The sequence below is a fragment of the Paenarthrobacter sp. JL.01a genome (assembly GCF_025452095.1).
Taxonomy (GTDB): domain Bacteria; phylum Actinomycetota; class Actinomycetes; order Actinomycetales; family Micrococcaceae; genus Arthrobacter.
Genome location: NZ_CP104877.1, coordinates 941711 through 954946, shown reverse-complemented (window position 1 = coordinate 954946; position 13236 = coordinate 941711). Strand labels below are relative to the sequence as shown.

Annotated in this window: 10 protein-coding genes and 1 tRNA gene; 7 read left to right on the top strand and 4 right to left on the bottom strand. The window is 63.5% G+C overall.

The genetic code is table 11. The features are described from left to right. Positions 1 to 33: 33 nt before the first annotated feature. Both N5P29_RS04685 and N5P29_RS04680 read right to left on the bottom strand, forming a co-directional pair. A tRNA-Thr gene (locus N5P29_RS04685) sits at positions 34 to 110 on the bottom strand. A gap of 165 nt (positions 111 to 275) precedes the next feature. Then, on the bottom strand, positions 276 to 1154 hold the full coding sequence (locus tag N5P29_RS04680) for a DsbA family protein (RefSeq protein WP_262277494.1): 879 nt from the start codon (positions 1152 to 1154) through the stop codon (positions 276 to 278). A gap of 176 nt (positions 1155 to 1330) precedes the next feature. Here N5P29_RS04680 and N5P29_RS04675 point away from each other — a divergent pair, with 176 nt between their 5' ends. The 5 genes from N5P29_RS04675 (at position 1331) to N5P29_RS04655 (ending at position 7996) form a co-directional block, all read left to right on the top strand. After that, positions 1331 to 2827 (top strand): alpha,alpha-trehalose-phosphate synthase (UDP-forming), encoded by a 1497-nt coding sequence (locus N5P29_RS04675; protein WP_315973375.1) that lies wholly within the window; start codon positions 1331 to 1333, stop codon positions 2825 to 2827. Then, complete coding sequence (gene otsB / locus N5P29_RS04670; protein WP_262277493.1) at positions 2817 to 3614, top strand: trehalose-phosphatase; 798 nt, start codon at positions 2817 to 2819, stop codon at positions 3612 to 3614. Before N5P29_RS04675 ends, otsB begins: the two co-directional genes overlap by 11 nt. Positions 3615 to 3819: 205 nt before the next feature. After that, positions 3820 to 4902: an ABC transporter ATP-binding protein gene (locus N5P29_RS04665; protein ID WP_262277492.1), complete on the top strand. Its 1083-nt coding sequence runs from the start codon at positions 3820 to 3822 to the stop codon at positions 4900 to 4902. An 89-nt stretch (positions 4903 to 4991) separates the two neighbouring features. Then, complete coding sequence (locus N5P29_RS04660; protein ID WP_262277491.1) at positions 4992 to 6581, top strand: beta-N-acetylhexosaminidase; 1590 nt, start codon at positions 4992 to 4994, stop codon at positions 6579 to 6581. Beyond that, the gene (locus tag N5P29_RS04655) at positions 6578 to 7996 is read left to right on the top strand and encodes a DUF4032 domain-containing protein (RefSeq protein WP_144662839.1); all 1419 of its coding nucleotides are present in this window, start codon (positions 6578 to 6580) and stop codon (positions 7994 to 7996) included. Before N5P29_RS04660 ends, N5P29_RS04655 begins: the two co-directional genes overlap by 4 nt. 63 nt (positions 7997 to 8059) lie before the next feature. Here N5P29_RS04655 and N5P29_RS04650 read toward each other — a convergent pair whose 3' ends face one another. After that, positions 8060 to 8761, bottom strand: coding sequence for a GntR family transcriptional regulator (locus N5P29_RS04650; RefSeq protein ID WP_262277490.1), 702 nt, complete (start codon positions 8759 to 8761; stop codon positions 8060 to 8062). Between the two features lie 34 nt (positions 8762 to 8795). Continuing rightward, positions 8796 to 10262 carry a chlorohydrolase family protein gene (locus tag N5P29_RS04645; RefSeq protein WP_262277489.1) on the bottom strand — a complete coding sequence of 489 codons (1467 nt, stop codon included), beginning with the start codon at positions 10260 to 10262 and terminating at the stop codon, positions 8796 to 8798. A gap of 142 nt (positions 10263 to 10404) precedes the next feature. Between N5P29_RS04645 and N5P29_RS04640 the strand changes: the two genes are divergently transcribed. Both N5P29_RS04640 and N5P29_RS04635 read left to right on the top strand, forming a co-directional pair. Beyond that, positions 10405 to 11466: an ABC transporter permease gene (locus tag N5P29_RS04640; RefSeq protein WP_262277488.1), complete on the top strand. Its 1062-nt coding sequence runs from the start codon at positions 10405 to 10407 to the stop codon at positions 11464 to 11466. 35 nt (positions 11467 to 11501) lie between these two features. Further along, the gene (locus N5P29_RS04635; RefSeq protein WP_262277487.1) at positions 11502 to 13226 is read left to right on the top strand and encodes an ABC transporter substrate-binding protein; all 1725 of its coding nucleotides are present in this window, start codon (positions 11502 to 11504) and stop codon (positions 13224 to 13226) included. Positions 13227 to 13236 lie beyond the last annotated feature (10 nt).

Sequence of the window (13236 nt, the reverse complement as noted above, 5' to 3'; positions counted from 1 at the left end):
ACGCCCGCAGGCGTGTCATGGTTCCGGGTTCGTTGGAGCCCCCTGTCGGATTCGAACCGACGACCCCCGCTTTACAAGAGCGGTGCTCTGGCCAACTGAGCTAAGGAGGCGCGCTCCGGTATCCCGGAGCAAAGCGCGAAAGAGCGCTAGATAAGGGTAGCCCAGACCATTCCCTTCAACGAAATCTGCCTGAACCAACACCCGGCTGAACCGCAGCGGCCGGCCACCCCCCTAACGCGAGGTGACCGGCCGCCGTCGTAATTCAACTAAGAGGCTTAGCCCTTTGCGGTGATGGCGGTCTGGATCTCAGCGTTGAGGTCGGTGCTGCCGTCCCACTGCTTGCCGTCGACGAAGACGGTCGGGGTGCCGGTGATGCCGATTGCGGCAGCTTCCTGGGTGGCAAATTTCACCCACGGACGGTACTGCTTGCTGTCAACGCATGAGTCGATGTTGGCAGCCCCAACCTCCGTGGCCATGGCCTTGAGGTCCTTGTCGGAGATGCCTGCGCTGCCTTCGGCGGGCTGGCGCTCGAAGAGCAGGTTGAAGAAGTCCGCGTACTTCTCCGGGGAGGTGTTCGCTACGCAAGCTGCTGCGTTGGCAGCGCGGGAGGAGTAGTTGGTGGTGGACTGCTGGTCCAGGAACCCGAGGGCGCGGTACTCGAGGGAGATCTTGCCGTCGTTGCGGAGCTTGGTCAGCGCATCACCGTAGGTGGTCTCGAAGCGCTTGCAGACCGGGCAGATGAAGTCGATGTAGGCAATCACCTTGACGGGCTTGCCTGCCTCGGCCTCGCCGCCGGGCACGGTCACCGTGGCAGGCTTGGTAGCCGGGGCGGAGGGGATGTCTGCCAGGTTGACTGAGCTGGGCTCGGACTTTTGGACTTCGCTGCCTGCCAGCAATGTGACACCGCCGTGGACGTTGCCGTTGGCCGGCGTCGGGCCCTGATCGGCGATCGGGGCGTTGTTCTGGATATTACCGACAACCACGGCTGCGATGATCGCAACAATGACGACGATGGCAACCACGATGCCCCAGCCGACCAGAAGCTTGTTGCGCTTGTCCTTCTTCAACTGTTCTTCGCGGATTGCCCGCGCTTTCTCCCGTGCCTGGGCGGTGCGTTCGGCCTTTGACAGGCGGGATTCGTTTGCGGGGCTCATCAGTTCCTCGGGTTACTCGACGTCGTAGTGAATAGCTAGGGCAACGGGGACAGTTTACGGGAGCCAACTTGGAGCTCCACCGCATACCCTCCCGTCCGGTTGTTGAACGATCAACCGCCGGGGAAGATTCCGCTAGTAGGCTGGGAGTTGAGTCACAGCAACCCCAGGGAGCATTAATGCAGGAACCGGCAAGCGAAAAACTCACAACCGAGCAGGGCACCCGGTCGTCTCCGACCAGGAAGCCCACGGCGAGCAAGTTCGAGTTCATGGTGGTCTCCAACAGACTGCCAGTGGACCGTTGCAATGACGACGGAGACGGCGGAGGCGGCTGGCGCCGTTCGCCCGGCGGTTTGGTCACGGCTTTGGCGCCAATGATGACGAAGTCCGACGGCGCGTGGGTGGGTTGGCATGGCGCCCCGGATGAGACTGTGCGCCCGTTCAGCCATGAAGGCATGGACCTGGTCCCGGTACAGCTGAGCAGCCATGAAGTTGAGCTGTATTACGAAGGCTTCTCCAACGCCACCATCTGGCCGCTGTACCACGACGTCATCGCTCCGCCGGAGTTCCACCGTACGTGGTGGGATTCCTACCGGGCCGTGAACAAGAAGTTCGCCGACGCCGTCATCCGCCACGCTGCCGACGGCGCCACGGTCTGGGTCCAGGATTACCAGCTCCAGCTGGTTCCCCGCCTCCTCCGTGAAGTCCGGCCCGACCTCAAGATCGGCTTCTTCAACCACATCCCGTTCCCTCCCCCGGAGATCTTCGCGCAGCTCCCGTGGCGCCGTGACATCATCGACGGCTTGCTCGGCGCCGACCTCCTGGGATTCCAGCGGCCCAGCGATGCCGGCAACTTCATGCGCTCGGCACGCCGGTTCCTGGGTGCCAGCGTTAAGCAGCAGCAGGTCCATGTGAAGGGCCCCGACGGCGAAGTCACGCATATCGCCAGGGCCCAGGCCTTCCCGATCTCCATCGACGTGGACCAGATCCGCGAGCTGGCAGGCCGCCCGGACATCATTGAGCGCGCCAAGCAGATCCGCAAGGACCTCGGCGATCCCAAAACCATCCTTTTGGGCGTGGACCGCCTGGACTACACCAAGGGAATCGGCCACCGGCTGAAGGCTTTCGAGGAACTCCTGGCGGACGGCCAGATCAAGGTCGAAGACGCCACCCTCATCCAGGTCGCAAGCCCCAGCCGTGAGCGCGTGGAGCAGTACCGGCTCCTCCGCGAGGAAATCGAAGGCACCGTGGGTCACATCAACGGCACCTACGACACCATCCAAAACACTGCAGTCCGCTACCTGCACCACAGCTACCCGGTGGAGGAAATGGTGGCACTCTACCTCGCGGCCGACGTGATGCTGGTGACGGCTTTGCGCGACGGCATGAACCTGGTGGCCAAGGAGTACGTCACGGCACGCTCGGAGGACGACGGCGCGCTTGTCCTGAGCGAGTTTGCCGGCGCCGCCGACCAGCTCAAGCAGGCGTTCCTGATCAACCCGCACGATATCGACGGCCTCAAGTCCGCAATCCTGCGGGCCGTGAACCTCCCGCCGAAGGAAGCCCGCCGGCGCATGAAGCTGATGCGCAAGCAGATCCTGGACCACGACGTCGACTACTGGTCGGCTGCGTTCCTGGCTGCCCTCGAAGAGAAGGTGGTCCGCGATGACAGCTGAGCACCTCTCCCTGGCACCTGAGCTGCTCGACGCAGTGCGCCGCATCTCCACTACCGAACATCTGCTGGTTGCACTGGACTTCGACGGCACCCTGTCGCCGATCGTTGACCGTGCCGAGGACGCACGGCCGTTGCCGCGGTCGGCGGCGGCATTGGAGAGCCTCGCCGAACTGCCACGCACGACGACGGCCCTCATCTCGGGCCGCGCCCTGGACAGCCTGCGGTTGGTCGCCTCTCCTCCGGCGGCCACGCTGCTGATCGGGAGCCACGGGGCCGAGGTGTGGCTGGGCGAGGGATCCCTTGGCTTGGAACTGGACGAGGACCAGCGGCAGAAGCTGTCCGCCGTCCGTGAAGTCCTTGCCGAAATCGTGAATATCGCCCCAGGCACGGTCCTCGAAGACAAGCCGGCCGGGGTGGTCCTCCACACCCGGATGGCTGACGACGACGTTGCCGAAGACGCCGTCGAAGCCGCCACCAGGGTCCTCAGCGAGCACCCGGGCGTCTATCTGAAGACGGGCAAACGCGTGCTGGAAACCTCCGTGGTCCATGCTTCCAAGGGCGAGGCCGTGGAGTTCCTCCGGCAGGCAACAGGGGCCACGGCCATCCTCTTCGCCGGTGATGACGTCACTGACGAAGACGCCTTGGGCCGGCTTATGGGCGACGACGTGGGCATCAAGGTGGGCCTCGATTTCACCCAGGCGCAGTACCGGGTGGAGGCTCCCGTCCACGTTGCGGAGCTGCTGGAAGCGTTGCTGCGGGAGCGTCGCCGCGTGACGGCTGAGGCTTAGGGTGATCAACACAACATGTGATGTTCGTAACATTTGAGCGGTTACTCAAAAAGTCTGACATACTCTTGCTTGTGACGTGACGCACAGTATCCGTGCGGCGTTGCAGGATCCTCCCCGGCCCTTGGCCGGGGAGTTCAACTGAAGAAAATGAACCATTCACAACGGATCGTCCGGCACGTACCTGCCGGTGAAGGGATTGATAACTGTGGCTACAGTTACTTTTGATAACGCTACGCGTCTGTACCCGGGCACAGATAAGCCCGCCGTCGATAAGCTCAACATCGACATCGCCGATGGCGAATTCCTGGTCCTCGTTGGACCCTCCGGTTGCGGTAAGTCCACCTCCCTGCGCATGCTCGCAGGTCTTGAGGATGTGAACGCCGGCCGCATCCTGATCGGTGACCGCGACGTCACGGATGTTCCCCCGAAGGACCGCGACATCGCAATGGTCTTCCAGAACTACGCTCTGTACCCGCACATGACTGTCGCGGACAACATGGGCTTCGCACTGAAGATCGCCGGCGTTTCCAAGGAAGAGCGCGCAGAGCGTGTCCGCGAAGCCGCCAAGCTTCTTGACCTTGAGCAGTACCTGGACCGCAAGCCGAAGGCACTCTCCGGTGGTCAGCGCCAGCGTGTTGCCATGGGCCGCGCAATCGTCCGTAACCCGCAGGTCTTCCTCATGGATGAGCCGCTGTCCAACCTTGACGCCAAGCTCCGTGTCCAGACCCGTACGCAGATCGCATCCCTGACCCGCCGGCTCGGCGTCACCACGGTTTACGTGACGCACGACCAGGTCGAGGCCATGACCATGGGCGACCGCGTTGCAGTCCTCAAGGACGGTCTGCTGCAGCAGGTTGACACCCCGCGCAACCTGTACGACCGCCCGCAAAACGTTTTCGTCGCCGGCTTCATAGGCTCCCCGGCCATGAACCTGCTGGAACTGCCGGTTGTCGACGGCGGCGTCCAGTTCGGTGGAACGGTTTACCCCGTGCCGCGCGACGTCCTCGAAGAGGCACACGGCCAGACCGTCACCGTCGGTTCCCGCCCGGAGGACCTCGAGACGGCTCCGCAGGGCGAAGGCCTCCAGGTTGAGGTCGACGTCGTCGAAGAGCTCGGCGCCGACGCTTACGTCTACGGCCACACCGTCCTCGATGGCAAGAGCCACGACATCGTTGCACGCGTCGACGGCCGCCGCCCTCCGATGAAGGGTGAGTCCATCTTCGTTCGTCCGCAGTCCGGCCACGTGCACCTGTTCGACACCAAGACGGGCCTGCGCCTGGGCGACTAACCGCGTCTGTACGTTCCGCATTGTGATGGCGGCCCGACCCCCTTCGGTCGGGCCGTTATCACGTTAACCTTCTTCCCGTAAAGAACGGCATGAACACCACAGACAACTTGATTCCACGGCCGTCCCACGTTGCGCCCCATGACGGTCCCGTCTTCACCCTCGCCCCCGGTGCCAGGATCGCCGCCAGCGGCGCCGCCGTGCCGGTCGCTGAACAGCTGGCCACGCTGCTCCGCACCGCCACCGGCTACGGACTGCCGATCGTTGACGCATCCCGCCCCGGGGACATCGCCTTTGAGTCGGAGGACGCGTTCGACGGCGGTCCGGAGGCTTACGCTTTGGACGTCACCACTGATGGGGTCCGGCTTACGGCGTCCACGCCCGCGGGACTCTTCAATGGAGTACAGACGCTGCGGCAGCTGTTCCCTGCCGCCATCGAGGAAAGCGCCGGAGACGGCGACGCCGGCACCTGGGTGGTTCCCGCCGTCGAAATTCTGGACGCCCCGCGCTTTGGGTACCGTGCGCTGATGTTGGACGTTGCCCGGAACTTCCTCACAGTGGAGGAGGTGAAGGAGCAGATCGACGTCATGACCCGGTTCAAGTTCAATGCCCTCCACCTTCACTTGACGGATGACCAGGGCTGGAGGATCGAGATCCACCAGCCGGCGGAGAGCCCTTCGGGCCTGGACTACAGCCAGCTGACGGCGGTCGGCGGGCAGGGCGCTGTGGAGGTGCCAACGGCAATTCCGACTCGGGGCAACTCCGGATTCTATACCCAGCAGGATTTCAAGGACCTCCAGGCCTATGCCGCGAGCAAGAACGTGGTGGTGGTACCCGAGGTAGACCTTCCCGGCCACGTCAACGCAGCCCTCGCCGCGATTCCCCAGCTCAACCCGGACGGCCAGGCAAAGCCCATGAGCACCACCTCGGAGGTGGGTTGGTCGACGCTGAGTGCGGCCCTGCCGGTGACGTACGAATTCGTCCGTGAGGTGCTCGGCCAGCTTGCCGCCATCACGGACGGCCCCTATCTGCACATCGGCGGCGACGAGGCACATGTCACCGGGCACGATGACTACGTCGCCATGGTCCAGGAGTTCGTCAGGATCGGCGCCGAAACCGGCAAAACGGTGGTGGGCTGGAACGAGTACGCCGCCGTCGAGCTTCCGGAGGGTTCGGTCATCCAGTACTGGTTCGGCGATCTGGACGCGACCGTCCGCAAGGCCTCCGCCACCGCACCAACCGTGATCATGTCCCCCGCGGCCACCACGTACCTTGACCAGAAGTACTCTCCGGAGAGCCCCATCGGCCTCGAGTGGGTGGAGGGTGGACCGTTCACCTGGGCCGAGTACTACAACTGGGACCCGGCCCAGGGCGGCTTGAAGGACGAGCAAATCCTGGGCATCGAAGGACCCCTCTGGACCGAAACTGTGCGCAACAACCAGCAGGCCCAGTGGCTGCTCTACCCGCGGGCAATTTCCCTTGCGGAAGTCGCCTGGTCCGAACAGGAGGTCCGCAACGCCGGTGACTTCCGACGTCGGCTGGGCGCCTTGGGTGAGCGCCTCGCCAAGCAGGGGGTCGTTTTCCAGGAGGCCCCCGACGTCGAATGGTCGGCAAAGCCGGCAGATCCCTTCGCGGCGCCAGGTGCGCCGGTATCCCCCGAGTACGGAACAATTGAAGCATGAGCGAGCAAAACGAAGCCCAGTGGCACGACGAACCCACCGACTACGGGCAGATCGGCAAGCTCCCCCGGACTGAGGCCGCCAGCGCGCAGGATTCCGCCCCTCCAGCCAGTGTGATTGGTTCGCTGAACATCACGGCCGCAGCCGCCGACCCTGAGCTCCTGGACCTGCCATGGCACATCGCCTTGGAGGACTGGCCCGCTGAGTACTTGGCTGCGCTCCCCCGCGGTATCTCCCGTCACATTGTCCGTTTCGCCCACTTGGGCGGCTCGGTGATCGCCATCAAGGAAACGTCCGAGCACGTGGCACGCCACGAGTACCACATGCTGCGCAAACTCGCCCGTCTGGACGTCCCGTGCGTGGAGCCCGTGGCCGTCATCACCGGCCGCACGACAGCCGACGGCAAGCCGCTCAACCCCGTGCTCGTGACCCGGCATCTGAAGTTCTCCATGCCGTACCGCGCCCTATTTTCGCAGATGCTCCGCAAGGACACCCTGACCCGATTGATTGACGCGCAGGCTCTCCTGCTGGTCCGGCTGCACCTGATTGGCTTCTATTGGGGCGACGTTTCCCTGTCCAACACGTTGTTCCGCCGTGATGCGGGCGCGTTTGCGGCGTACCTGGTGGATGCGGAGACGGGCGAGCTCTACCCGGACCTGTCCATGGGCCAGCGGGAATACGATCTTGAGATCGCCCGTGTGAACATCGCCGGTGAGCTGATGGATCTCCTCGACGGCGGACTGATCGAGGAGAAGGTGGATCCAGTGGCCACCAGCGAATTGATCATGGGCAGCTACCGCCGGCTCTGGACGGAACTCACTGAGAAGGAATCGTTCGAATTGGGCGAGCGCTGGCGCGTGGGCGCCCGCATCCGTCGCCTCAACGAGCTCGGCTTCGACGTCGAGGAATACGCCATCAAGACCACGGCGGACGGCTCCACCATCCAGCTTCAGCCAAAAGTTGTCGACGCCGGCCATCACCAGCGGCGGTTGCTGCGCCTTACCGGCTTGGATGCCCAGGAGAACCAGGCACGCAGGCTCCTGAATGACATGGACCAGTTCCGGGCTGACAACAACCCCGACCTGGACGAGGAAATCAGTGCCCATATCTGGGTCAGCCAGATCTTCGAACCCATTGTGCGTTCCATCCCCCGGCACCTGGCTGGAAAGCTGGAGCCGGCCGAAGTCGTGCACGAAGTCCTTGAGCACCGTTGGTACATGAGCCAGAAGCAGGACCGCTACGTGCCCTTGGCTGAGACTGTGCAGTCGTACCTGGATACCGTGCTGCAGCACCGCCGCGACGAGGCAGCCATCATGTTGAACCCGGACACGGAACTGCTCAAGATCCTTGAGGTCGAGGTAGAGGAATCCGGCCGGTACGACGACGAAGAAGACGCCTACCCCGACGCCGACGACTAGTGGAGTTTTTGTACAGATAACGCCCTTTAGAGGGCCTTTATAGGGCGTTATCTGTACAAAAACTCAAGGTTCCAGGGTCTCCGCGAGCCCGGCCAGGACAGGCTCGCGGCCCAGTTCAATGTGCGAGTACGCCAGGGAGTAGGCAAGGTCGGGCTTGCCCTTGAGGATCGCGTTGCAGAGCTCAGTGTGTTCATCGCGCTGGAGTTCATGGCTGCGGTTGTGCGTCAGCCCGAAAATCCAGCGCATCCGCCCGAACAACGGCTTCACCGACTCGATCAGGAGGCTGTTCCCGGAGAGGCGCACGATTTCGGCGTGCAGCTCGGCGCTGATCAAGGCGACGTCGTCAGTGCGGTCCTCGTCGATGGCCGCGCGGGAGGCCTCCATAAGTTCCACGAGCCGTCCGCCGTCGCCGCCCTCTGCCACCCGGGTAGCGGCCATGCGTGCAGCAAACGTCTCCAGGCAGAGCCGGACGTCGAAGAGTTCATTGACGTCAGTGAGCGTCAGCTGGCGCACCACGGCGCCGCGCCGCGGGAAGGTGGCCACGAAGCCGTCCTGCTCCAGCCGCTGGATGGCCTCCCGGACCGGGATGCGGGAGACGTTGTAGATCTCGGAAAGTTCACGTTCACGCAGCCGGGCACCCTGGGCGTATTTGCCTGTGACAATGCCTTCGAGTACCAGTTGGTACACGTTCTCCGCGCGGGCCTCGTCATCGCGGCCATTCCCGGTTTCCGGCGTCGCCTCAGCCACTGTGGAACTTCCCTTCATTCCTGCGTACGCTCCCGTCACCGGTCGGCGCCGGTCAGCGTTCCAACCGAGCATACACGGGAGGAAACAGCTCATCGGCAGGACGGTTCCTGATGTCACGTTGGCTGTAGGCCCGGCGCATCTTGTCGAAAAGTTCCTGCCCCCTGGAGCGCCAGAATTCCAGGTCAACTCCCTCGATCCTGCCCTCGGCCATGATGGTCCGTCCGGCTACAACTGACAGCACGGCCTGGCGGGCTGTTCCGTTGAGAAGGAGGGTCCGCAGCGGGTCCTCGTGGACGCCGTCGCGAATGTCCCCCAAGGAGAATGCCACCAGGTCCGCCTGCGCCCCTGGCTCGAGTCGGCCGAGATCCGGGCGCCTGAGCGCCTGCGCACCGCCGAGGGTTGCGGCGTCGAAGTATCCGGCGACGTCACCGGCGTCGTTGGTCCCGGCGAGGATCTTGGCGAGCTGAACTCCGGCATCGATGCCGCGAATGAGATCAGGCGGGAAAGAGTCCGTGCCCAGGGAGATGTTGATTCCCGCATCCTTATAGGCGTTGAAGGAATCCAGCGTGCTGCCGTAGCGCATGGAGGTCAGCGGGCAGTGGATGATACTGGCGCCACTCTTAGCCAGCAGGGCAAGGTCTCCGCGGTCCTCGCCATATACTGCGGGATTTCTGTCAGTGTACGTAGCGTGCGGGATCAACAGGCGCTCATTGAGCAGCCCGACCTGATCCAGGAGTTCCAGGGGCGTCATGCCGTGCCAGTCCATGATGAGCTGGCGTTCCACGAGGCCTTGGAGCGAGTGAAGGCGTACAAGGACGTCCCGTTCAGTGGAGGCAGCTGCGGTCTCCTTGAGCAGCTGGAGGTCCAAGGTCTCGATCCTGCAGGGAAGCAGGACTCCGTTGACCAGTGGATCGTTGAGTTCGTTCGCGTAGTCAATGAAGCGCAGGGCGTCGGCCAGCCCCTCACGGCCGCGTTCGTCGTCGAACATCACTGACCGCGCGCCGTTCTCCAGCACCACGTTCACTCCCGAGCGATAGGCGGGGCCGAGGTATCCGCGCAGGCCCAGGCGCCGGCTGGTCTCCGCCATGCCGGCCAGTTCCTCGAAGGGCTCGGCCCATTCGGAGTGCACCTCGGAGGCGATGGGCACGTAGGTGGTGATGCCGTGCAGGACCAGCTGTATCAAGGCGTATTCGCGGATCTGATGGCGTTCTTCGGCGCTAAAGACGTTGGCACGGCGATTCCGGAAGTAGTCCTCCGACCATTGGTGGCCTTTGGCCTGCTCCGGGCCGGCCCAGCTGTCCAGGATGAGGTGGTCGATGTCCGTGAGGGCATCCAGGTCAATCAATCCCGGCATCAGCAGGGCATCGCCCAGGTCCCGCTCCTCATCCACCGGTCCCGGGTAGTCGTATCCGACGTAGTCGATGGTGTGGCCGCTGTAGACCACGCAGGCGTTTTCCAACAGGACATGGCGTCCGTCGTGATGGCCCAGCACATAGCGGGCGGTGACCTTGGTGGGCACGGCAGCTCCTGTTTCCTGTCCGGGAAGGACAGCTCGTCATAGTCTCTGGTATTCCAAACAGTACATTATTTGTGATTTACATCGCACGAATCCTGATCTAATCTATTTTGGTATACAAAAACTCCGGAGCCCGCTCCAGATCATGAAACGAGCAGAACCGTTGACCCAAATACAGTCCGTCGAACCCAACACCGGCAGCCCGCCGTTTCCGCCAGCAACGACGCCGGCGACGACGGCCACAGCCGCTGCCCCCGCCGAAGCACGATCCCTGCTCGCCACCGCGTGGATGAGGATCAGGCGCAGCAAGATCGCCCTCACCAGCTTGTGCGTCGTCGTGGTGATCATGCTGTTCGCGGTCCTGGCACCCGTGCTCAGTGCAATGTCCGGGAACGATCCCTTCACCTCAAACACCAGCCCGGAGGTACTCGACGATTTCCAGACTCCCGGGCTGCCCCTCCCCGGTTACATGTACCCCTCGGCCCAACACTGGTTGGGCGTGGAGCCCGGCCTGGGCCGGGACCTTTTCGCCAGGCTCGCGTACGGCGGCCAGGTTTCCCTGACCATCGCACTGCTGTCCACTGCCGTCTCCGTGATCCTCGGAACCGTCCTGGGCGCCGCCGCCGGCTATTTCGGTGGCAAGACCGACGCCATCATCAGCCGGATCATGGACCTGTTCCTGGCCTTCCCGCACCTTCTGCTGGTGCTCTCCCTCACGCCCATCCTGCAGTCGCGCCTCCGGGACACCCCGCTGGGCGAGGGCAGCTTCCTCCCCATGGCTTCCCTGGTGATCATCCTGGGCTTCTTCGGCTGGGCGTACCTCGCACGCATTGTCCGCGGCCAGGTGCTGAGCCTGCGCGAGCGCGAGTTCGTCGAAGCCGCGCGGTCCTTCGGCGCCTCGCACCTCAGCGTCCTGTTCCGGCAGATCATCCCGAACGTCATGGGCGTCGTCCTGGTGTACGCCACCATGCTGATCCCCACCAACATCTCCGCTGAAGCAGCCCTGTCCTTCCTGGGCGTCGGTGTCAAGGACCCCACACCGTCGTGGGGCCAGATGCTCAACGCCGCCCAATCCGGCAACTGGTACCTCAGCGACCCATGGTTCCTTGCCGTCCCGGGCGTCATGCTCATCGTCACCGTTCTGGCGTTCAACCTCCTCGGCGATGCCGTCCGGGATGCACTCGATCCCAAGGCCTCACGCCACTAACAAACCCCCGTTTCACTCACATCCCTAGGAGCATTATGAAAACCCCCACGAGAGCACTGGCGCTTTCCGTGCTGATCGCAGTGGCCGCTACCGGCTGCGCGGCAGGCCAAAACCAGCCCAACAGCTCAAAGCCCGCCGAATCCGTCACCGAACTCGCACCCGTTGTGGTCAAGTCCGGCTTCACCGGCAAGGGCGGCAACATCAACGTCCTGATGTCCTCGGACTTCCAGACGCTCGATCCCGGAAACAGCAACTACGTTCAGACCGCCAACGTCGGACAGCTCTACTACCGGACACTCACCATGGCCAAGGAAACAGCAGGTCAGCCTCCGACGGTGGTGCCGGACCTCGCCACGGACACCGGCAAAGCGTCCGACGACGGCCTGAGCTGGACCTTCACCCTCAAGGAAGGCGTGAAGTTCGAGGACGGCACGCCCATTACTTCGGCCGACATCAAGTACGGCGTGGAGCGCACCTTCGCGCAGGACGTTTTCACCCAGGCGCCGCAGGAGTTGAATGCAGCGCTCGACGCCGGCGGGTACAAGGGGCCTTACAAGGATCCTTCCGCTGTGCTCAAGGCGGTTGAAACACCGGACGAGCGCACCGTGGTCTTCCACCTGAAGAAGCCGTTCGCCGAATTCCCGGCGCTGGCTTCCCGGTCCAACACCGCGCCGGTCCCCAAGGCCAAGGACACCAAGCTGGACTACACCAACCACCCAGTATCGTCCGGTCCGTACATGGTGGAGTCCTACAACCGGGGCAAGTCCTTGAAGCTGGTTCGCAACCCGCACTGGGACCCGTCCACGGACCCCAACCGTTCGGCGCTTCCGGACACGTTCAGCTTCTCCCTCTCCACGTCCCAGGCCACCATCAGCCAGCAGCTGCTGGCGGACTCGGATCCAAACGCCATCACGCTTGATTCCAACGGCGCCCTGCAGACCTCGGACTCCGCGAAACTCGCTGACGCCAAGGTCAAGGACCGTGTGGCATCCGGGCTGCTTGGCTGCAACGACGTCCTGAGCCTGAACACGGAAAAGATCAAGGATCCCGATGTCCGCAAGGCAATCGCCCTGGCCCTGGACCGCCAATCCATTCTGGTGCAGTACGGCGGACGACGCTTTGGCGAACTGACCCAGAGCCCGCTGAACGACAAGATGCGCGGCTACGTGGAGACGCCGCTGGAACTTGACCCGGCAGGCAAGCCCAAACTGGAAGAGGCCAAGAAGCTGCTTGAAGGAAAGGAATACCCCAAAACCCTCACGTACGGCTACGCCAACAACCGCGACGCCTTCAAGAACACCGGCACCGTGGTCCAGCAGAACCTGAAGGCCCTGGGAATCGACGTCGAGCTCGTGCCGATTCCCGCCCCGAACTACTACTCGGTCCTTGCCAGCGAGCAGCTTCCGGACATGGGCCGCTCCGGTTGGTGTGGAGGGGCCGATCCCGCTTCCGTCCGTACCTCCGCGGATCCGTTGCTGGGACCGAACAATGACGGCACCAGCTACGGCTTCTCCAACACGTCCCGCTACTTCGATCCCGTAGTTTCCAAGACGATGTTCGAGCTGCGCAACACGGACGGCTCCTCCGAGGAACTGGGCAAGAAGTGGTCGGAAGCCTTTGGTACAGCGTTGAAGACCTACCCAATTGTGCCGCTCATCCGCACCCACACCAACAGCGTCGTGGGCTTCAATGTCCGCAACGCCCAGGTGGGCTACTTCTTCGGTGGCATCGACCTCTCGATCGTCGGCGTCGAGCACTAACTGCGCTTTC

What these genes read in the sequence shown, in the direction of transcription:
- N5P29_RS04650 (WP_262277490.1), bottom strand. Translation starts at nt 8,761, where the DNA reads ATGAAGGGAAGTTCCACAGTGGCTGAGGCGACGCCGGAAACCGGGAAT.
- N5P29_RS04635 (WP_262277487.1), top strand. Translation starts at nt 11,502, where the DNA reads ATGAAAACCCCCACGAGAGCACTGGCGCTTTCCGTGCTGATCGCAGTG.
- N5P29_RS04655 (WP_144662839.1), top strand. Translation starts at nt 6,578, where the DNA reads ATGAGCGAGCAAAACGAAGCCCAGTGGCACGACGAACCCACCGACTAC.
- N5P29_RS04680 (WP_262277494.1), bottom strand. Translation starts at nt 1,154, where the DNA reads ATGAGCCCCGCAAACGAATCCCGCCTGTCAAAGGCCGAACGCACCGCC.
- N5P29_RS04675 (WP_315973375.1), top strand. Translation starts at nt 1,331, where the DNA reads ATGCAGGAACCGGCAAGCGAAAAACTCACAACCGAGCAGGGCACCCGG.
- N5P29_RS04660 (WP_262277491.1), top strand. Translation starts at nt 4,992, where the DNA reads ATGAACACCACAGACAACTTGATTCCACGGCCGTCCCACGTTGCGCCC.
- otsB (WP_262277493.1), top strand. Translation starts at nt 2,817, where the DNA reads ATGACAGCTGAGCACCTCTCCCTGGCACCTGAGCTGCTCGACGCAGTG.
- N5P29_RS04640 (WP_262277488.1), top strand. Translation starts at nt 10,405, where the DNA reads ATGAAACGAGCAGAACCGTTGACCCAAATACAGTCCGTCGAACCCAAC.